Source organism: Aggregatibacter segnis ATCC 33393 (assembly GCF_900476035.1).
Lineage (GTDB): Bacteria > Pseudomonadota > Gammaproteobacteria > Enterobacterales > Pasteurellaceae > Aggregatibacter > Aggregatibacter segnis.
The window spans coordinates 1,402,653-1,423,947 of sequence record NZ_LS483443.1 but is presented as its reverse complement, the minus strand read 5'-3'; the positions used below and the strand labels follow the sequence as shown (position 1 = coordinate 1,423,947).

23 protein-coding genes are annotated in these 21,295 nt (G+C 38.1%); 4 read left to right on the top strand and 19 right to left on the bottom strand.

Annotated features, from left to right (window positions below; all coding sequences use genetic code 11):
* The first annotated feature begins 102 nt into the window (after positions 1 to 102).
* The 4 genes from DQN58_RS06995 (at position 103) to DQN58_RS06975 (ending at position 2,618) form a co-directional block, all read left to right on the top strand.
* The gene (locus DQN58_RS06995) at positions 103 to 771 is read left to right on the top strand and encodes a CsgG/HfaB family protein (RefSeq protein WP_032997867.1); all 669 of its coding nucleotides are present in this window, start codon (positions 103 to 105) and stop codon (positions 769 to 771) included.
* 10 nt (positions 772 to 781) lie between these two features.
* Complete coding sequence (locus DQN58_RS06990; protein WP_006718155.1) at positions 782 to 1,192, top strand: DUF4810 domain-containing protein; 411 nt, start codon at positions 782 to 784, stop codon at positions 1,190 to 1,192.
* Entirely contained in the window at positions 1,189 to 1,863 is a 675-nt protein-coding gene (locus DQN58_RS06985; protein ID WP_006718153.1) for a DUF799 domain-containing protein, read from the top strand. The genes DQN58_RS06990 and DQN58_RS06985 overlap by 4 nt, the downstream gene beginning before the upstream one ends.
* A 419-nt stretch (positions 1,864 to 2,282) precedes the next feature.
* Positions 2,283 to 2,618: a hypothetical protein gene (locus DQN58_RS06975; protein WP_032997866.1), complete on the top strand. Its 336-nt coding sequence runs from the start codon at positions 2,283 to 2,285 to the stop codon at positions 2,616 to 2,618.
* Between the two features lie 365 nt (positions 2,619 to 2,983).
* On the opposite strand, the gene DQN58_RS06970 is transcribed toward DQN58_RS06975, so the two are convergent.
* From DQN58_RS06970 to DQN58_RS06875, 19 genes are all read right to left on the bottom strand, one after another.
* Complete coding sequence (locus DQN58_RS06970) at positions 2,984 to 3,529, bottom strand: RNA 2'-phosphotransferase (RefSeq protein ID WP_109129065.1); 546 nt, start codon at positions 3,527 to 3,529, stop codon at positions 2,984 to 2,986.
* A 1-nt stretch (position 3,530) separates the two neighbouring features.
* On the bottom strand, positions 3,531 to 3,917 hold the full coding sequence (locus DQN58_RS06965; protein WP_006718145.1) for an SMI1/KNR4 family protein: 387 nt from the start codon (positions 3,915 to 3,917) through the stop codon (positions 3,531 to 3,533).
* Between the two features lie 11 nt (positions 3,918 to 3,928).
* Positions 3,929 to 4,291, bottom strand: coding sequence for a hypothetical protein (locus DQN58_RS06960; RefSeq protein WP_006718144.1), 363 nt, complete (start codon positions 4,289 to 4,291; stop codon positions 3,929 to 3,931).
* A gap of 154 nt (positions 4,292 to 4,445) precedes the next feature.
* The gene (locus tag DQN58_RS06955; RefSeq protein WP_006718142.1) at positions 4,446 to 4,799 is read right to left on the bottom strand and encodes an Imm8 family immunity protein; all 354 of its coding nucleotides are present in this window, start codon (positions 4,797 to 4,799) and stop codon (positions 4,446 to 4,448) included.
* 238 nt (positions 4,800 to 5,037) lie between these two features.
* Positions 5,038 to 5,277 (bottom strand): VHS/ENTH/ANTH domain-containing protein, encoded by a 240-nt coding sequence (locus DQN58_RS06950; protein ID WP_006718137.1) that lies wholly within the window; start codon positions 5,275 to 5,277, stop codon positions 5,038 to 5,040.
* Positions 5,274 to 8,837 carry a hemagglutinin repeat-containing protein gene (locus DQN58_RS06945; protein ID WP_006718135.1) on the bottom strand — a complete coding sequence of 1,188 codons (3,564 nt, stop codon included), beginning with the start codon at positions 8,835 to 8,837 and terminating at the stop codon, positions 5,274 to 5,276. The genes DQN58_RS06950 and DQN58_RS06945 overlap by 4 nt, the downstream gene beginning before the upstream one ends.
* A gap of 261 nt (positions 8,838 to 9,098) precedes the next feature.
* A complete protein-coding gene (locus DQN58_RS06940; protein WP_006718133.1) occupies positions 9,099 to 9,635 on the bottom strand; it encodes an ankyrin repeat domain-containing protein in 537 nt (178 codons plus the stop codon).
* On the bottom strand, positions 9,636 to 11,069 hold the full coding sequence (locus tag DQN58_RS06935) for a GH-E family nuclease (RefSeq protein WP_006718131.1): 1,434 nt from the start codon (positions 11,067 to 11,069) through the stop codon (positions 9,636 to 9,638). It abuts the gene before it with no gap.
* A 291-nt stretch (positions 11,070 to 11,360) separates the two neighbouring features.
* The gene (locus DQN58_RS06930) at positions 11,361 to 11,726 is read right to left on the bottom strand and encodes a hypothetical protein (protein WP_155811786.1); all 366 of its coding nucleotides are present in this window, start codon (positions 11,724 to 11,726) and stop codon (positions 11,361 to 11,363) included.
* Between the two features lie 355 nt (positions 11,727 to 12,081).
* Positions 12,082 to 13,836 (bottom strand): hypothetical protein, encoded by a 1,755-nt coding sequence (locus DQN58_RS06920; protein WP_169308658.1) that lies wholly within the window; start codon positions 13,834 to 13,836, stop codon positions 12,082 to 12,084.
* Between the two features lie 200 nt (positions 13,837 to 14,036).
* The gene (locus DQN58_RS06915) at positions 14,037 to 14,582 is read right to left on the bottom strand and encodes an RNA 2'-phosphotransferase (protein ID WP_111704458.1); all 546 of its coding nucleotides are present in this window, start codon (positions 14,580 to 14,582) and stop codon (positions 14,037 to 14,039) included.
* A 1-nt stretch (position 14,583) separates the two neighbouring features.
* Complete coding sequence (locus DQN58_RS06910) at positions 14,584 to 14,970, bottom strand: SMI1/KNR4 family protein (protein ID WP_006718122.1); 387 nt, start codon at positions 14,968 to 14,970, stop codon at positions 14,584 to 14,586.
* Between the two features lie 128 nt (positions 14,971 to 15,098).
* A complete protein-coding gene (locus DQN58_RS06905; protein ID WP_006718120.1) occupies positions 15,099 to 15,440 on the bottom strand; it encodes a hypothetical protein in 342 nt (113 codons plus the stop codon).
* Positions 15,441 to 15,531: 91 nt separating this feature from the next.
* Positions 15,532 to 15,894, bottom strand: a complete 363-nt coding sequence (locus tag DQN58_RS06900) for a hypothetical protein (protein ID WP_006718118.1) — start codon at positions 15,892 to 15,894, stop codon at positions 15,532 to 15,534.
* An 836-nt stretch (positions 15,895 to 16,730) separates the two neighbouring features.
* Entirely contained in the window at positions 16,731 to 17,102 is a 372-nt protein-coding gene (locus tag DQN58_RS06895) for a hypothetical protein (RefSeq protein WP_006718116.1), read from the bottom strand.
* Complete coding sequence (locus DQN58_RS06890; protein ID WP_032997859.1) at positions 17,102 to 19,876, bottom strand: deaminase domain-containing protein; 2,775 nt, start codon at positions 19,874 to 19,876, stop codon at positions 17,102 to 17,104. Before DQN58_RS06890 ends, DQN58_RS06895 begins: the two co-directional genes overlap by 1 nt.
* 214 nt (positions 19,877 to 20,090) lie before the next feature.
* Positions 20,091 to 20,471: a hypothetical protein gene (locus DQN58_RS06885; RefSeq protein WP_006718111.1), complete on the bottom strand. Its 381-nt coding sequence runs from the start codon at positions 20,469 to 20,471 to the stop codon at positions 20,091 to 20,093.
* Positions 20,472 to 20,554: 83 nt separating this feature from the next.
* Positions 20,555 to 20,755, bottom strand: a complete 201-nt coding sequence (locus DQN58_RS06880; RefSeq protein WP_231957914.1) for a voltage-gated potassium channel — start codon at positions 20,753 to 20,755, stop codon at positions 20,555 to 20,557.
* A gap of 174 nt (positions 20,756 to 20,929) precedes the next feature.
* Complete coding sequence (locus DQN58_RS06875; protein ID WP_032997858.1) at positions 20,930 to 21,295, bottom strand: hypothetical protein; 366 nt, start codon at positions 21,293 to 21,295, stop codon at positions 20,930 to 20,932.

The window sequence follows — 21,295 nt, the reverse complement described above, 5'->3', positions numbered from 1 at the left end:
TTCCGCAGAAAATTCGATAGCGAAGGAACAATAAATTCTTTAAAATGCGGCGTCTTTGATATTCAGGACACTTTTTATTCATGAAAATATAAGGATTCTATGATGAAAAAATTCTATCCGGTTTTATTATCAGCAAGTATTTTAGCATTAGCAGGCTGTGCAACTGAAGGTTCTCGTACCGTAGAAGTGCAAAAAGTCAACAGCTACAACACCGCTTATCATGGCGTAAAAGCACCGATTTCTGTCGGTAAATTTGATAACCGTTCAAGCTATCAAAATGGCGTATTCTCCGATGGCGTAGATCAATTAGGAAATCAAGCAAAAACGATTTTAGTTTCTCATTTACAACAATCAGGCCGTTTTAGTGTGTTAGATCGCACCAATATGTCTGAAACTGCAGCAGAAGCAAAAATCAAAGGTAAAAAACAAACCTTAAAAGGCGCAAATTATGTGGTTACCGGCGATGTCACGGAATTTGGCCGTAAAACCGTTGGCGATCAACAATTATTTGGCATTTTAGGTCGCGGAAAACAACAAGTGGCTTACGCGAAAGTCACCTTAAATATTGTTAACACACAAACATCTGAAGTGGTTTATTCCGTTCAAGGTGCCGGCGAATACAATCTTTCTAACCGTGAAGTATTAGGCTTTGGCGGTACATCAGGATACGACTCAACACTCAATGGCAAAGTATTAGATTTAGCCATTCGTGAAGCGGTAAACAACCTTGTTTCAGGTGTTGAAGCAGGTCAATGGAAACCGGCTAATTAAGGGTTAGATAATGAAGAAATTAACACTTCTTGCATGTTTGTCTGCCGTCGCTGTATTGACGGCTTGTTCATCAGGGCACAAACAACACTCACTCTACACTTGGAATGGTGATGTTTACCCTTCTTCTGTTTATCAACACCTAACACAAGAAGGTGATCCGCAAGAACAACTGCAAAAATTAGAAGAACTGGCTCAACTGGATGGCGGTAACAAAGTGCCACCCGGTTTATACGCACAAATTGGACTTCTTTATGGGCAATTAGGGAATCCGGGAAAAATGGCTGAATCTTATCAAAAAGAAATGAGCCTGTTTCCTGAATCGACGCAGTACATCAATTTCCTGTTAAATAAAGGAAAAAAAGTAGAGACAGCCCAAGAAAATCGCGCAAATAAAAAAGCGAAAAAAGGAGAGAAAAAATGAGAAATATTTCACTCTATTTAGCCATGGCTTGCGCATTTTTGCTTTCAGCGTGTTCTGCAATGAAGCCAACGCCGTATGACTATACCAACTATTTAGAGAGCAAACCGCAGTCTATTCTTGTATTGCTTCCAACCGATACCACCAATGATGTAAAAGGCTCCCCGGCTGTGTTGGCACAAGCCATTTCGCCATTGGCTGAAAATGGTTACTATGTTTTTCCACCGGCTCTTGTTTATCAAACCTTTAAAAATAACGGGTTAACACAAGCGCAAGAAATTCATAACGTCAACCCACAAAAATTACGCGAGATTTTTGGTGCGGATGCCGTGCTCTACATTAATGTGGACGACTACGGTGTGAATTACCAAGTGTTCGACAGCGTGACCAGAGTAAAAGTGAGTGGCAAACTCGTTGACTTACGCAATGGTAAAACCTTGTGGGAAGGCAAAGGCTATGCGGACGATGCCGAAAGAAATAACAACGGCGGCGCACTTGCTATGCTTGTGACGGCAGTTGTTAAACAGATTGTCAATAACGTGTCTGATAAAGGATATAAAGTGGCAGGATGGGCAACCGGAAACATGTTAGGTCGTTCTTGTAATGGCTGCTTGCTTTACGGTCCGAGACATCCATCCTACGGACAAGATCCTCAATTAAAGATGCCTAAATAATCCCCTTTAGATAAACCAAAGGCTGATTTCGACACTGTCAATATCAGCCTTTTTTAATGAATAAGTGCGGTTAGTTTTTGAGAGGTTTTAAAATTCTTTGAAAATTGACCGCACTTTATATCCCAATTCAAACTGTATGCATCTTAAGTATCAAACAGCGCTGGTATCTTTAGTCGAACTTAACATTCTTTGGGCATAGTTTTCGAAGCTGCCAAGTGATTAATATTCTCAGAAAAAACCACCTCAAACTTATCATCTTTTGAGCAAAAATTTAAGAATTCTATTGCATTATTACAGTCATCACTTAAAGAAATACAACCATACCCTTTTTCTCCCAAAAATATTGACTTTATTTTTTTTCTTCTTAGAATCGTTCTTTGGATTACAACCCTAGTACCTAGCATCAAAGGAAACTTCATATGAAATACACATTAAGTTTGTTAATGATATTAACCTTGTCCGCTTGTGGAGTAGTCGGTAATAAGACCATTTCTGACAATTCGTTAAAAAATAAAGCCGCATTTGCATTAAATGTTCCGGCTGAAAGTATTAGAATTTCTAATCGCCATGGAGACATCGATTCAGTCAAATTCGTAGCAACAACAGGCGGTAAATCATACTCTTGCTATGTAACCACTGTCATGGGAGCAGTTTCATCTGACGCCTTATGTTCCGGTTCAAATGTTCATGGCGGCAAAGGAAGTCGAGGAGGATCGAGTTGTAACGCTTTATTGAAAGCTGCTGGCCGCTGCTAATAATTGCCGTAAATCGAGCAAAAGGTCGTCTGAAACTATTTCAGACGACCTTTTTTATAAATCATATCTTGCTCTTTTACTCTTGAGTTTTCCCCCCACGATGGCGCAAGCGTCCTCGCTTGTGCCTATCAACTAAAAGTGCGGTCACAAAATCCAAAGGATTTTGAACATTAGTTATCCCAACGTTTATGGGTAAAATTCGCAATTTTTTATTAAACAGCACCAGCGTGGACGCTGGCGCTATCATTGGGGAATGAGATATCAAAATTTGCTTAAAATAAGCATCATTGAAAATACAAAAGTGCGGTCAATTTTTGAGAGATTTTAAAACTCTTTGGAAATTGACCGCACTTTATTGGTTTCATTTAGAAGTTATCTTTAATAAATTCAGCTGGAATACCATCTGATAACCATACTTTTTCATTACCTATATAAAACTTAATGCCTTTAGATTGAGCTAATTCTGTATCAATTATCAGAAGAATTGTCTCTCCTTTTTTTCTATTTCCAACCAATGTTGCTGTCTCAACATCCTCAGATAAATGTACATATTGACGAGACATCGGCTTCAATCCATTTGATTTAATATCATCTAAATAATTTATACTTGTCCCATGGTATAAATACTTTGGTGGATAACCAATTTCTTTAGAAATTTTCATTGGAATTGAATGACCATAAAAAGCTCTTATTTTCCCATTTTTAATCTCATGTCTTTTCTTTTCCGATAGGTTGATCATTTTAACTAGATCGTCTTCGGTTAACGTATTCCATTTTTCATCACTATTTCTAAATGATGAAATTAATTGTTCGACAGAAACCCAACCTTCAGAATCCAGTTCTAATTCATATTCCCATGGGGCATGACGAAGCGCATAGGAAACTTCTTTACTTAAATTTAAATAGTCCATTTTAATGTTCTTTTGCTCTTTTGATTTCTTCCGCTAACCACTCATCAAAATCCTTACATTCATATTTATTGGCTTCATTACCAAGATCGTGAACATAAACTCTCGGATTTCCAGAGTAATCCGTTAATTTGAAACAAGCTGCCCAATCACCATCTCTAGCAAATGATATTAAATCAGCTACACCAGTCAGTTTTTCTATTGCTTTACTATAAAGATAAACACTATCCTCTATCTCTGAATTCTCATAATCAGGATCTTCAAACCACCAAGGAAAATATTCCAATTCATTTATCTTTTCCATATTACTTGATAAATCAATATAAGACTGAGGAAACTTGAAGTTTTTAGGTAATTGTTCTTTAGGATATAAATTAAATTTAGTTTGCATAATCACCTCCTTTATTTTATGACTTTTGGATCATACAAGGAACCATGAGAAAACTTGGTTGACCAGTTCTTGTCAACTCCAGACATACTAGACTGCTTTTTAACTCTCAGTTCAATTGCCTCTCCCCAGGTTTTAGGGTAAGTATTTCCGACACCAAACCGTCTAATATCCTCATAAGAAAGTTTATCAGAATAGTTATGAACAATTGCATCAACTTTTATTCCTGCATTTCTCGCAGCTAGAATACGGGTATTATCCATACTTGTCGGTGCATTATCTGGCATGTTTACCACGTCTACAGGTTTTCCATTCCAACCATTCTTTCTCATATCTTCAACCCCCACGATGGCGCAAGCGTCCTCGCTTGTGCCCATCAACTAAAAGTGCGGTCACAAAATCCAAAGGATTTTGAACATTAGTTCTCCCAACGTTTATGGGTAAAATTCGCAATGTTTTTATTAAACAGCATAAGCATGGACGCTGGCGCTATCATTGGGACAGCAAAACTTGCTATTAATAAATCAACATCTATATTTCTAAATAATTTTCAAACTCCCAAGAAAAATATCTAGATAGTTTTAATGAAATATCTTCCCAAGAACTCCCTTCGCATTTACAGATATAATTCTCTAAAGTTTTTAACAACTCCTTATAATTATATTTTTTAACAATTAATGTATTTCTTAGAATAATAGGATATTCTTCATTTAGCTCTATCCACTTGATAGAACATATTCTAAGTTCAAAATAATCTATCTTATTATCATCATTTAAACCGATTCCCAACAGAATATTCATACAAAAAAAATCACTTTTCGGAGAATAATTCTCTAAATCAATTTCTCCATTTGAATCCATGATTAGTTTTAGTTTACCTTTCATATAATTAATCCTTAATATTGAAATGGGCATTACCTATTTTTTGCTTTTCATCTGTACCAGGAATAATCCTATATGTTTCAAAATTTGATTGAACTCCCGTTTCTGCATATGAGGTACTTTTCTCTGAAGGTTTGCGATATTCTCTAAGTCTATCTTGGCTATTGTACCCAATTATTCCCTCACGATAGCGCACGTTAGGAAATGCACGCTATCTGGGTAATATTTTCCAATATTCATTTTATGGATAATATTTTTTACTCAACAAATTAATATTTTCTAGTATTTCATCATTTGTCATATAAAAACCAGGTTCTATTATACCAATCAGATCCAATGCAAAATCACGAAATTCCTCTCTCCAATCAATTGATGAATTCATCAATTCTAAGGCTCTATAAGAAATCTCCTGTTCTGATGCATTATTGCTTACCATTAATCTAATTTCATTTATAAAGTCTTTTTCACTATATCTAATCATTTTTTCATTTTCTCCAATTCTGCTCCTGTGGGCGGGTAATGGATACTATCCACAACCTGACCATTTACTGATTTTGGATGAACTCTATTAACATTGCCATTATGATCGTAACTTTCCATCCATTGTTTTACGCCCCCTGTTTTAGGATTATATTCAGTCACTAGAGAGTTTCCCCTAGTTGGTCCTGGATTTTTCGCAAAACGTTCTTTATCATAATATCGAACTCGTCCATCAGGAAGAGTTTTAATTTTAACTGCTGACTTCTGAGCACTTTCTAATGCTGATAATTTCTTAGATAATGCAACTTGAGCATTTATTGAGGAAAAAGAGCTATCCTTGTAATAATTTTCGCTATCCTTCGCTGCACTAACCTTAAAAGGTTTGCTTGTTTTTCCTCCCGACACGGCATTCTCTGCTTGGAAAAATCTCATCACCTTAACAGCCAAAGCAATATGTTTTTCCACATCACTCTTACTGTTTTCTATAGCCTCAAGCGTTTTACTATTTTCCGATTGAACAAGCATATCAACACGTGAACGTTGTTCTGCCGGGATTTTCGATAAGATACTACCTAGCGCAATAGCCTGCTCTTCTGAAAAATCATTTGCAGCCATTAATAAACTTGGCACCACTTGTCGGCATGCTGCATCACAATCTGCAAGTAATTTAGCTCGTTCCTTTTGGCTTAAATGCTCTAAATCACGGAGAACAACTTCGATATTTTCACCATTTAATAAACGTTGATAAGCACCATGAATATCGCCTTGAGTAAGCGCATTATTCTCCACCGCCCTTTTAGCCGTCTCAGCTCCAAAAGTCGCCGCAAGTAAATTCCCCCCTTGTTCCGCTGTGGTGCCATTCGCTTTCGCTGTCAATGCCGATGCCAGTCCGCCTGCCAATTGGCTTAACGTGCTAATGTTTTCCTTCTCATTGGCCGTTAATTCACTGACCGGTTTGCCATAAGCTCTTGCGATGATTTCAGCGGTTGCCTCACCTGTCACCCCGGCAATTGCTCCCGTCAATGGGTCTTTGCCTGTCACTTGGAACTCCACTGCGGAAAGAAGAGCATGTGCCATCAGATTCGCAGCTTTGTCTTTTGCCGTGTCGCCTGCCGTCATCTCGTGGATTTTTTGATTGAGATAAGGCGAAGCCAGTGCGACAAGACTGCCTGCGGTATCGTTTTGTGCCGCCGCTTGTAATGCCGCCGTCACCGCTCGAATCGCCATGCCTTTTTCACTACCTATGCCGTAAGTGCGGTCGATTTTATCTTGAGTTTTTGTGATTTCTGTTTGAATACTTGTCAGTTGTTGCTTAATGGCGGCAAGCTGTTGTTCATTACCGGCTTGTCCCTTCAAGGCTTTTTCTTGCTCTTCCAGCTTAAACTTCTCAAGCCCTAGCTTGTTGATTTTCTCACGCTCATTATACGTGGCAATGCTTATCGCGTTGTTCGTGATGTCACCTATCACTTTCGCCATTTCTTGGCGTTCTTGCACTTTTTGTAAATCTTGCTTTTCAACTCGTTGATTCGCATTCTTCGTATCCCGTGAAAGTGCGGTCAGATTTTCCGGTGTTTCCGTCTCTATCTGAATGTTGCCACTGATGGCTGATTTGGTGGTGCTTCGCTCCCTTTCATTCGTGTTACCTAATAAGCTCAACGCACTGCTTATCGCCTGCATCGGGTTAATGCCTCCCGTGCCCGCACTGATGCTCGCACTTTCCGTTTTAATCTCACTGCGGTTTTCAATATCGGTATGTGCAAGCGATTTTGTTTTAAAGCGGTTTTTACTTTCCTCCGCGCTACTTTCGATGATGGCAGCATTCAGTTGAGCATGGTTGTGGATGTTGGCATCCATACCATCCTCTCCGACACGAATCCCGGCTTGTTCATTGACTTGCGCATAATCCACTTTTGCCTTGTTGTATGACGCACTCACCGATGCACCACCGCCCGAACCATACGCCACCGAACCGCTTGCACTCGCACTCGTTTGTTTCGATTCGTATTTTTCCGTATCTTGACGGCTCGTTATCGTCAGATTTTGAATATCCGCTTCCCAACGTTTTGCTTTAAGATTCGCCGCATCAAGGGTTAAGTCGCCTTCTTCACTGTTCGTGATGATTTTATCTGCCGTTAGATGGCTGTTTTGCCAACGCTCGCTATCCGAGTTCGACTTGCCCTTCGCTACATTCACCGAACCTTCTATACCCAATCCGTAACTATTACCGTTGGTACCCACAAAAACACCGACACTACCGCCGGCCGATTTATTCTCCGTACGCTGATGCTCTTCGTCTTTCACCCCTTTGATGTCAATCCCCTGTTTGCCGGAAAGGGCCATCAATTTCGCATTCGCATCCACGCCTTCAAAAACCACTTTTTCACCACGGGCTTTAATATCTAGTATTCCTGTATTGATAGTTGATTTTTGATGTTGAATACTTTTGCTTTCACTGGTTTGCGTTTGTTTTTGGCTACCGTAACCAATACTAATTTTGACACTCGGGCTGGACGTGGTTCCGTTTTGTTGCATATTCCCTGCCCTCAAGGCATCTAACGTCTCTGCTACCTTACCGACATTTTGTGCCGCCATTGCAACTTCTTCTGCCGCTTTTATGCCATAAAGGGCTTTGAGTTTTGGGTTACTGACTTGTTGTGCGCGTTTTACACTGTGATAGACAGCTTGCGCCATGTCGGTTACCGGTGTACTTACCGCCAAATTTACGCCGGATTGTTTATACTCATGACGCTCATTAGAATGGATAATATCTTTCCCCGCCTCAACCTTCACGCTCGCGCCTTCAATATCTATACGATTCGCTTTCGGTGTTATCATGTCCGTGCCCATCACTTGAGCATGATTGCCGGCACTGATTTTTACATTGCCATCCATTGCCCCCAAGGTGCTTCGCGCATCCGATTGCGTCCAACCTTCCGATTCAACATGATGTTTTTCTGATTTCGAACCAAAGGTAATGCCTCCGCCACTCGTAAACACACCCGATGTCTTCTTCGTTTGTTGATGCACTTCTTTGAATCGATTGGTGTCCGCCGTAAGAACAACATCCTCTCCCGCTTGAATACTTAGGTTTTTATCGGCAATGCCCTGCAGTCCTTTAGCTTTCACATCTTTGCCTGCACTTAATAAAATGTCTTTTCCACTAAGTTGCGTGCCTACATGGCTGTCTAATTGTGCTTTGTCTAAGCTTGTCTTTGTGGTCTTTGCCAAACTGCCGCTTTTCGTTTGATGGAACTCCTCAAAATCAGAGCTTTCTTTTGCTCCATTCAAAACCAAATCATTTTCTGCAATCGCGGTGAGTTTTTCAGCACTTTCAAGTCGGGCGCCTTCCGACAAGAGGTCTTTCGCCGCAACTGTGACATCCCCTTTGCCTTTGATATGGCTCACCACCGCCTTTTCTATTTTCTCGCGGCGAGAGTCATTGCCTCCCCCCATCTTTTCATCATACCCCACCGAAAGTGCGGTCAGATTTAAAGCCGTTTTGGCTTGAACCAGCGTGGCGCCTTTACCTTCATTGATAATATCTGCGCCCTGTGCCTCCAATTTATTGGAAGAAAGATGTAATGTGCCGTCTTTCGGGCGTCGGTGATTTTATCCTAAGGTAATTCTTATCTGCACGGACTTCACTATCAATCACTGAGTCTGCAAGATGCTTATCTGTTAAAAAGTGCGGTCAATTTTTGAGAGGTTTAAAAACTCTTTGAAAATTGACCGCACTTGATATTTCCATTTTTCCAATCTACTTGTAAATAATTTAAAATGAGCTTGATATAGCACACTTTTAAAATCTATTCCCAAAGTAAATTAAGTGCCCTTTTTGGAATACTTTTCCATTAACTCAATCACCGGTTTAAATTTAGGATCTTGGGAGCGATATTTTTTGATCCCCTCTAAAATACCATGCTGTCCAGTAAAGAAATCTACATCTCCCCCGTTATCTAGCATTAATTGAAGCAAATCCAGTCTTTCTGGGAAACCATTAATATAGGATAAAGGTGTAATTCCTCTTTCATTTGGTAAATTAGGGTTTGCACCAGCCTTAAGTAACGCTATCGCAGCATCAATATTTTTACTTCTTAACGCATAATGTAATGGTGTCATTCCGTATATATCCTGAGCATTAATATCTATACCCTTATTAATTAGATAATTAATAACATCAGAGGATGGTTTATTTGACTCAAATCCTAATAAGGCTTTATGCAACCAATTCCAATGCTCTACAGGAGTTACTTCCATGATATTCCTTTCCTTATTTTGAAAAAGCTCTTCCAATAAAGTTAAATCACCAGAATCCATTGCATCTAAAATTTTTATGCCCATCTCTAACTTATTATTCATTTATTTTCCTCTTTCAAAGTTTTTCATATCACGAACAATTCGTTCAATATCATCTTTGCCAGGCATCTCATTTCTATGACTTCGATTTTCAGAACGATTCTCTAGCCTAAAAATGTTGGGTCTTGAATTTACGTAATCATTAAATTCCTGTCTTGTTAAACCCAATTGTTTAGCAGCCTCTTCTAATCTTCTATGCTCCCATCCAGGAATATGCCCTATATCAAATGGACCATTCACTATTTCACCTGTTTCTTTATGAAGAAATACATTATCTGAAACCTGCTCATATTGCGAAAGAATATTTTTCTTAGTTTCAACTCTAAGTGTTGGTCTTGGGTATTTATCCCCTACTGCCGTTTTATTCATTAATAGATTAGGTTCTGATTTCAATTCTTTCTTCACCCCACCCTCAAACGACACAAACTTATTATTATTGAAGAAAACAGGATTTCCTTTTACATCATCTCCTATATAGTGATAAACACCACCCTTCGGACCTTCAATCTCACTTAACGAAACATACTTATATCCTTCCGGCAAGGGTTTGCTCAGAAATTCAGAATCTACTTTAGGTTTAACTAAATTGCCGGTTTGTAAATTAGGTAAACGAGTAAGCGTTCTTTCGGCAACCTTACCAGCAACTTCACCCACAGCCTTTACCCCCACGCCAGCAGCTTTCCCGGCCCCCGTAAGCTCCAACAAGGCTGTACCACCTCTCACAGCTGCTATCGCATCAATCTCATTGACCATATTTTTACCATAAAGGTAATTTACATCATCAAGATGATAGCCTGCGCCAAAAATGTCTTTACCCGATTGCCATACTGCCTTTCCTGAATCCGATAACATTTCCTTACCGGCTGAAATGCACATATCTTCTTTTAAACAGTTCGCAATACCAAAACCAATTGGCTTGAGTACATCCTCCGGATGATTAAATGCATGCAAGGTACCTTTTAAAGCCGCATCTGCACCATCCGATAACGATTTAGTATAAAGGTCATATTTTACTTTCGGTTGCAATGTCTTCGTTACGACATGGCCGTTTGCTTTATCAAATTGTGCCAATGCATTTGAATATTTACCCGTTGAGTAATATTCATCTTTATCCGCAACAGTAAACATCGACTGACGTTTACCACCTGAATTGATAAATGTGCCACGATTATCATAAGGAGGAACATCCCCTTGAGCCGTTGCTTTTCTTAAGAAAGACTGTGCTTGGCCATCTGTTTCGCCAATTTTCTTAAACCAAGCATAGTCGACTTCTTGAGCCGCTTGGGTAATTAATCGCTCCATCGCTTCTTGTTCAGTGACTTGATGCCCTAAACGCTCACTTTCCTCTTGAGCAAAACGTTTTGCGTTTTCTTTAATCCATTTAATCTCATCAATATGAAGCTGTCTGTTATACGTCTCTGCATTGTAAGATGCCAACGCCCCCCACGATGGCGCGCGTTTCCTAACGCGTGCCCCAAAACATCAATTTTTTTGATTCAAATCTTCACTATTTTCATGAATAACTTCAGTTTGTTTATTTTTTAACTCGATACAAGCACGCGTCAGGAGACACACGCTATCTTGGGGTGCAGATCACAATACAAAAAGTGCGGTCAATTTTGAGAAGTTTTAAAACTCTTTGAAAATTGACCACACTTTATATCTAGATATTTAAAATTTTATGCTATTCAAGTATCCCTCTGGGTAACCAAAACACTACTAGCTAATTCATTTATCTTTCAGCATTCTTCCTAAATAAAAACAAAATAAGAGCGAGATAAATACTATAGGAAAAAAACCCAATACTTTTAATATATTAACTTTACTAAAGTCAAAGTTAAACTTTGATAATACAAACAAATATGTTATAGCTAATGTAAATATCGACATTTTAAATATATTGAAAAGATCTCTTTTATTCATTTTTATCTCCTGTTGCAATTCGCTCATACGCTTTTTCAAAAGCATTTGCGCCAACTTCGCCCCACGATGGCGCAAGCGTCCTCGCTTGTGCCTATCAACTAAAAGTGCGGTCACAAAATCCAAAGAATTTTGAACATTGGTTCTCCCAACGTTTATGGGTAAAATTCGCAATATTTTTATTAAACAGCGCAAGCGTGGACGCTTGCGCTATCATTGAGTCTAAGTTTTGGGGTGCAGATCACTTTATACTATATCTTTTTAAATCATTAAACCGCTATGCTAAGGTTTTCTTCTCTTCGCTTTCTTCTTGGAGAGCTTCGATTTTTGTCTATCATTTTTTTTATTCTCACCATAAATTTCTGGAGAATAGTAAGAAATCAAAAGAGCCGAAAAGCATAAAAAACCTCCCCATATTATAAGATTATAAATAAAATGATTTAAATCAGGTTCGATTTTTCCTCTTAGAATAAGAGTAAAATATATAAAACAGAAAGATAATATCGAAGCTATGATAATTCTAATAATCTTACTTGCTTTCATTTTTTGAGTCCTTAACTGATTTTTCCTGATTATTATAAATATTTTCTGTTACTTTACTCATGCTTGAAGACATCAATCTTTTAACATTTTCATCCTTTATAAATAACCCAAAGTTTTTAGAAAACCAAACCGATGTACCTGAATCTCTAACAGCCTCACCAAAAGATTTACCTTCAATTACTCCTTTTGTAACATCTAGACCAAATCCTAATCCATCACTAGCTTTATGAGTTAAACCTGAATATGTAGAATCAGCAATGACTTTCCCTCCACTTTGGAGAATATTATTGCCATTGATTTCTTTTTGACCAGTAGCATAAGGGATCGTTTCTGCCGCTGTATTAATCCCAGCCTCAATACCAAATGCAACTTTATAGGGGCGCGGGATTGCCTTATAACCAGCCGCAACATCCTTGCCTATTTCTCCAGCTACATACCCCATAGCAGATGCCATTTGACTCCCTTCTGCAACAACTTGATTACCTAATCTCGCTGTTGCCCCCAGTATCGGCTTAGCCCCCGTATATAAACTCGGTAAACTATAGACAAAATTTGCTGTTTCCGGACTTAATCCTGTCACTTGACTGAGCAATTGACCACCTAATGTATTTTGATTTTTACCGGTAAGAATCACTCTCCCGCCGGTATAAGTATTATCAGCTCCATAAGCAGCAACCGGTACGCCTGCCACGCATCCAATACCGGTTTCACAAAGACCTGTACCGACAGTCATAGCCGCAACACCTCCTACTGCTTGTACAACACCACCAGCGCGTGTTGTTACAGCATATTTCGTATCGATTCTATTCGCGTGATCTAGCGCTTTATAAGTATTGTTATATTCAAATAGTTTGTTCTGCACACCGGAACCAAAAGGATCACTAAATGTTTCAGTTTGGCGTTTTAATAATGCTCTTTCTTGGGCATATTCCGCCGTATTACCAAGTTGTTCTACTGCTCTCGCTTGTTCATACGATTTGGCATAATCCGGATCATCTGTAGGAATCTGCGCAGAACAATGCACTAACGCACAAGCCGCAATTTCTAAACGACGTTCCTTTTCTTCATCGCCATTTGCAAGCAACTTAATACGCTCTTTCTCATTTTGATGAAGCTGTCTGTTATACGTCTCCGCATTGTAAGATGCCAACGCCCCCTGTTTAATCGTTTCACTTGTCCCACCGGTCACTGCACCCGCTGCCGCACCTATCGCCAACGCGGTCATTTGTTGTGCCGCTTGTTTAAGCTTCTCCTTTTGTCCTGCATCTAACTTAAGGTCTTTCGTGTGTTCGTTTAAGTAATCTGTAACATACGTGTTCAACCACTCCGACCCTGCACCGGCTGCCGCACCTGTCGCAACATTCCCCCCTGACATCTTCGCTGCCAATGCGCCCGCAAGGGCATGCATCGCAATCTTCTCTTTGCTACCGTCTTCAAATTCAAATGCTTTGGCTACATCACCTGTGATTTTTGAAAATAACTCACCGGCTACTTGCGCCGCTTCTTGTTGTTCTTTGATTTCCTGTAAATCAAAGGCTTTCATCTTATGATTGGCGTTCTTCGTATCACGTGAAAGTGCGGTCAGATTTTCCGGTGTTTCTGTGTCAATTTGAATATTAGACCCTACCGCTGATTGCGTTTGACTTGTAGCACTTTCATGTTTATTCCCTAAAGCACTCGCCGCGGCAGCCATCGCATTTTTAGCATTCTGTGCCATATCCGTTGAAAGCCCTGCGCTCACGCTTTTCACTTCAACCTCACTGCGATTTTCAATATCGGTATGACTGAGCGATTTTGTTTGGAAGCGGTTTTTATCTTGGTCGGCTTCACTGTGATATCAAAATTTGCTTAAAATAAGCATCATTGAAAATACAAAAGTGCGGTCAATTTTTGAGAGGTTTTAAAACTCTTTTAAAATTAACCGCACTTTACTGGTTTCATTTAGAAGTTATCTTTAATAAATTCAGCTGGAATACCATCTGATAACCATACTTTTTCATTACCTATATAAAACTTAATGCCTTTAGATTGAGCTAATTCTGTATCAATTATCAGAAGAATTGTCTCTCCTTTTTTTCTATCCCCGACCAATTTTGCTGTCTCAACATCCTCAGATAAATGTACATATTGACGAGACATCGGCCTCAATCCATTTGATTTAATATCATCTAAATAATTTATACTTGTCCCATGGTATAAATACTTTGGTGGATAACCAATTTCTTTAGAAATTTTCATTGGAATTGAATGACCATAAAAAGCTCTTATTTTCCCATTTTTAATCTCATGTCTTTTCTTTTCCGATAGGTTGATCATTTTAACTAAATCGTCTTCGGTTAACGTATTCCATTTTTCATCACTATTTCTAAATGATGAAATTAATTGTTCGACAGAAACCCAACCTTCAGAATCCAGTTCTAATTCATATTCCCATGGCGCATGACGAAGCGCATAGGAAACTTCTTTACTTAAATTTAAATAGTCCATTTTAATACTCTTTTGCACTTTTGATTTCTTCTGCTAACCACTCATCAAAATCCTTACATTCATATTTATTGGCTTCATTACCAAGATCGTGAACATAAACTCTCGGGTTTCCAGAATAATCCGTCAATTTGAAACAAGCTGCCCAATCGCCATCTCTAGCAAATGATATTAAATCAGCTACACCTGTTAGTTTTTCTATTGCTTTACTATAAAGATAAACACTGTCCTCTATCTCTGAATTCTCATAATCAGGATCTTCAAACCACCAAGGAAAATATTCCAATTCATTTATCTTTTCCATATTACTGGATAAATCAATATAAGACTGAGGAAACTTAAAGTTTTCAGGTAATTGTTCTTTAGGATATAAATTAAATTTAGTTTGCATAATCACCTCCTTTATTTTATGACTTTTGGATCATACAGGGAACCATGAGCTAACTTAGCAGACCAACTCTTATCAAACCTATAAAATAAAGTTATAGAATTTAATTTATTAATATTTTATAAAAATTATCATTCGCCATACTTATCTTTAATATTTTTATATATTTCCTCAAAAATATTATTAATTTCTTCATCTCCACTATGATAAAGTTCCCAATCAAAATCATTTAATTCTATTGGTTGAATGTTTATATACAATCCATTACTTTCAATTCTTTTATCCCAATTTAAAATATCATTTGAATTTATTACATTAAATTGAGACAGCTCCTCTAAAACAGGAGTTAAGTCTGACGGCCTCCTTATTAATACATAAATTTTATTTAAATATAAATTAATAAACAATCCAAAACCAAAATACACCTCACCAACTTTGAATTCAAAATCTGTTTTTTTAGATTCCAACATCATCTCTTATTTTCCTCCATTTTAAATTTAAAGTCATTAACTTCCCCCTTAACTTTAAAATCTTTTGTCTCATAATAAACTACTATACTAATTATTATTCCCTACAAAATGATGATGGATAAACATAAACTAACTTTATAAGATTATTATCAATAAATATATTTATACTCTCACCATTTTTATTACAAAGCTCATCAACACCAACCTCCTTATAATCCATTCCCAGTAAGACTTTCTTAATGTGAAGATAATTATCATTTATTAAATTAATAACATAAGATGATATTTTAGAATAATCTTCTATGTTAATTATTCTATTGCCAGCCTTATCCTTCAATATAAGAATGGTTTCATTTTTACGTTTTAATGCATCATTTTTTTTATGAATCTGTGATGTTAAACCTATCATTGAAGCCACAAAAAAAAGAAGTAATAACAAACATTTTTTCTTCATCATTTATTTAATGGAATTGAATAATCCCCTCCAACAGAAAAACCTCCACCAACACCTAAAGAATATATATTTCTAGGCTTATCAGATATTGTTCTAGAGAAGCCACTGCAAACATAAAAGCATCCTTTTGCCCCCAAACTCCCCCCCCCACGATGGCGCAAGCGTCCTCGCTTGTGCCTATCAACTAAAAGTGCGGTCAAAAAATTCAAAGGATTTTGAACATTGTTTCTCCCAACGTTTATGGGTAAAATTCGCAATGTTTTTATTAAACAGCATCAGCGTGGACGCTGGCGCTATTATTGGTGCTTGTTATGGCACAAGCGTGGACGCTTGCGCCATCTATGGGGGATATTCTTAAAGCACCTTTCATCTTCTTTTTAAATTATCTGAAATAAATATAGATAAAAAGAGTAAAGGAAATCCCTTACTAAACACATTAAAGGAAAATAAAACAATGTCTTTTATTTCACTTAAAGATATTTCTCCCCAATTTAATATATAGGATATAAGAATTAAAAATAACGAAAACCCAATAAAGCAAACTATGGATACAAAAAATGTAAAAACCAAATACTGGAATAACCTACTTAGCATCATTATCACCTTTTAACCAGCTATTTATTTTCGGCTCATTCTTCTCCAACTTATTATTTATACATTCCCCAATGATGGCGCGCATCTCCTGACGCGTGCCTAAAACATCGATTTCGTTTGATTCAGATTTTTACTATTTTCATTAACAACTTCGATTTGTCTATTTTTAGGTAGATACAAGCACGCGTTAGGAAGCGCGCGCTATCTAGGTGGGGATATCTGGGTCAATATCATTATACTACTTGCTATTCTTCAATCTCCCTATTATTTAAAATCAAATTTAAATCATAAAGAAAATCCTCTTTTTCATCTTCTTCTAAAACAGAAACTAGCTCATCAAGGTTATTATTCAATAAAATCTCTTGTATTTCATTAAAAACTATCTGATGACTCAATATATGCCTTGCTCCATTAGTTATAATAAAAATTACATTTAGCATTAACTTCTCAATTAGCAAATCAAAATGCCCATCAAAACTATCTAAAGCACCTCCCCATTCATTAAATTCTCCATGCCAACTCTTTACTTTCCCTTCAGTAAATTTACGTTGACACCAAATGTAAGCATCCTCAAAAAACCATTGTTTTAAAGTTTCATAATTAACTCGTTTTGCCATTATTTTTCTCCATTATGTTTAATTGCTTTTCCGTTATTGTCAAAAACATTTACCTTTATATTTGGATAGCGTTTGATAAATTGGTCTACTACACCTAGACAACTTAAGCAAGCTGGACGCTCAGTAAATATTGTGACCTGACCTTTTGCTTGTCTATTAGAACCTAATTGATCAGCTAAGTTAGATAAAATCTTATACTCAGAATCAACTCTTCTATCTATCAAATCTCCCTTTTTGTTAGGTAATTTTAGAGATTCAAATTTTGTTTCTCCTTGCCCAACAAAACTACCTTGTGCTTTATCTATTTGACTATGGCCAACTAATTTTCTAGTGGTTAATCCATCAATATTAATTTGAGCAACGGCTGCATTCCCACTTCTCTGCAACTTAGGTGATAAAGTTGATCTAGCCTCTGACAATTGATGACGATAATCAGGTATCATTAAAACACTACCAGTGGGTTTTTTACTTAAATCTTTAACAACTTTTTCAAACCCGGCTTTCTGCTTCATTGCTAACTCCTCTTTTAATTTAGGATACAATGCTGCATTCTCAGCACCACTTGAACGATAATCCTCATCCCCGACATTAGTACGCTTATACCCATCCATTCCCGATGTCGGATAAGCTTTATTTTTTCCACTAATTAAGCTCTTAACATTGCTTAATCCAACTCTTGCATAGCCTGTTGCTGTACCAGCCTCCATAGCATTCAAACCAAATTTTGTTGTATCCGAAAGCTTGCTAAAACTTTCTGCATTCTCACTTTCAACTAAATTAAATAATGCAGTACGATTCGCTGTATTTAAATCATTTGGATAATACACCGTCATACGACTAAAGAACCCTAAATTTCTCTCAAGCTCTTCAGCCCCAGTATTCATTTCATGTAAATGTGCCGTTTCACAAACCACATTACCCTTACACGCTATGAGTTGCTGACGATTCTCTTCACTAATCCCTTTATATTTCTCTAAAATCGGTTTAGTATCACGGCCCTCTTTTTGCGCTTTGCTCAGTTCTCGAATGAAGTTCTGAACATCTGCAATACTTAGATAATTATTCTCTACCGCCCTTTTAGCCGTCTCTGCCCCAGAGGTTGCAGTAAGGAAACTACCCCCTTGTTCTGCTGTGGTGCCATTCGCCTTCGCCGTCAATGCCGAAGCCAGTCCACCCGCCAGTTGACTTAACGTGCTAATGTTTTCCTTCTCATTTGCCGTTAATTCACTGACCGGTTTACCATAAGCTCTCGCGATGATTTCAGCGGTTGCCTCACCTGTTACCCCGGCAATTGCGCCCGTCAATGGGTCTTTGCCTGTCACTTGGAACTCCACCGCAGAAAGCAGCGCATGTGCCATCAGGTTAGTCGCTTTGTCTTTTGCCGTGTCGCCTGCCGTCATCTCGTGGATTTTTTGATTGAGATAAGGCGAAGCCAGTGCGACAAGACTGCCTGCGGTATCGTTTTGTGCCGCCGCTTGTAATGCCGCCGTCACAGCTCGAATCGCCATCCCTTTTTCACTACCTATGCCGTAAGCATCATCAATCCCTTTTTGAATGACACTAATTTGTTTACCGATTTCTTGCGCTTGCGTACTCTCTTTGCCGTATTTTTCTTCCGCTTTAAATTTTTCAAGACTCAGTTTATTAATCTTCTCTCGCTCATTATACGTGGCAATGCTTATCGCGTTGTTCGTGATGTCGCCTATCACTTTCGCCATTTCTTGGCGTTCTTGCACTTTTTGTAAATCTTGCTTTTCAACTCGTTGATTCGCATTCTTCGTATCCCGTGAAAGTGCGGTCAGATTTTCCGGTGTTTCGGTCTCTATCTGAATGTTGCCACTAATAGCTGATTTGGTGGTGCTTCGCTCTCTTTCATTCGTGTTACCTAATAAGCTCAACGCACTGCTAAGCGCCTGCATCGGGTTAATGCCTCCCGTGCCCGCACTGATGCTCGCACTTTCCGTTTTAATCTCACTGCGGTTTTCAATATCGGTATGTGTGAGCGATTTTGTTTTAAAGCGGTTTTTACTTTCATCAGCATCACTTTCGATGATGGCGGCGTTCAGTTGAGCATGGTTGTGGATGTTGGCATCCATGCCATCCTCTCCGACACGAATCCCGGCTTGTTCATTGACTTGCGCATAATCCACTTTTGCCTTGTTGTATGACGCACTCACCGATGCACCACCGCCCGAACCATACGCCACCGAGCCGCTTGCACTCGCACTCGTTTGTTTCGATTCGTATTTTTCCGTATCTTGACGGCTCGTTATCGTCAGATTTTGAATATCCGCTTCCCAACGTTTTGCTTTAAGATTCGCCGCATCAAGGGTTAAGTCGCCTTCTTCACTGTTCGTGATGATTTTATCTGCCGTTAGATGACTGTTTTGCCAACGTTCGCTATCCGAGTTCGACTTGCCCTTCGCCACATTCACCGAACCCTCTATCCCCAATCCGTAACTATTACCGTTGGTACCCACAAAAACACCGACACTACCACCGGACGATTTATTCTCCGTACGCTGATGCTCTTCGTCTTTCACCCCTTTGATGTCAATCCCCTGTTTGCCGGAAAGCGCCATTAACTTGGCATTTGCATCCACGCCTTCAAAAACGACTTTTTCACCACGGGCTTTAATATCTAGTATTCCTGTATTGATAGTTGATTTTTGATGTTGAATACTTTGGCTTTCACTGGTTTGCGTTTGTTTTTGGCTACCGTAACCAATACTAATTTTCACACTCGGGCTGGACGTGGTTCCGTTTTGTTGCATATTCCCCCCTTGATGGCGCAAGCGTCCTCGCTTGTGCCTATCAACTAAAAGTGCGGTCACAAAATCCAAAGGATTTTGAACATTGGTTCTCCCAACGTTTATGGGTAAAATTCGCAATGTTTTTATTAAACAGCACCAGCGTGGACGCTGGCGCTATCATTGGGGCATTGATTTCTACACGTTTACCTTTGTTTTGGTTGATAAGTTATATTCATCATTCATTACATAATTCTTTATCTGAAGTAGAATTCTTTCTGCCACAATCTTCCACCCATGTATAACCTTTTATTTCCATGCATTTAAAAAAAGCATCCCAATTTTTTTGTTGTAAATGGGGATCAGCTTTTGGTAAATGATCCATTGCCCAAGCACTCCTCATACTTAAATCCCCTTTTCTTAATCCGCAGCTTACCAAATCATCCATTCTTTTCACGGAATCCGTATGCCCAAAGCTATAAGGTTTTTGAAATTTAGCAATTGGGCTATATGGCTTACCAAAACAAATTGTTGTCATTCCATAATAACAATCGTCTTTTGCTGAATAACATCCTGTTATGATGGATATAAAAATTATGATAAATATAACTTTTTTCATTATCTTACCCCAAACAACAAATTCATAACTTCTATAGATAAAGTGTACAGTAAAAAGAAGATCTCATTAATTATGCGTACTTTTTACTTTCTACTTTGCCATTGTTCTTTGTTTTCATTTTCACAATAATACATGACATGTACATTTCCTTTATATTTCATGCATATTTTCTTTCCATTAGCCTCTTTGTACATTTTATTAAGATTATGCCAAGCCTCATCTGAAGAATATGAAAGACAAGATTGAATAAAAATAGTCATTAAGAATATAACTAAAATTTTCATTATTTCCATCCCCATAGCTAACGCAAGGTGCGTGAACCAAAAATTAACGCACGCTACCTTGCTGACGAATTAATTTTCTTTCTCTAAAAAAAAGTGCGGTCAATTTTTGAGAAGTTTTAAAGCTCTTTGAAAATTGACCACACTCTGTTTAAATAATAAAATAAATTCAATGCGTTATAAGTTACACTTTCCCTTATCCCACTTAGGATCTTGATAGCCACATTCAGCGGGAGAAAGATATATATACCCCTTAGTATTCATACATTCATCAAGATTTTTATATCTTTTGTCATTTATTTGATAGTTTTGCGGATAGTAGTGTAGATTTATATCACCATACTTTCCTCCACAAGAAACAAGATCTTTCCATCGTTGTTTTGAGTTTGTATGTCCTAGTAGTTCTTTTTTTTGATACCCTGCAATTAATGGATATTCTTTCCCCTTATCAACACAATTAACCATTTGTGGAGTATAAAAACATCCGTTTGAATACCAACATCCGTTTAATATAAAACAAAGAATAAATAAGGTGTATTTCAT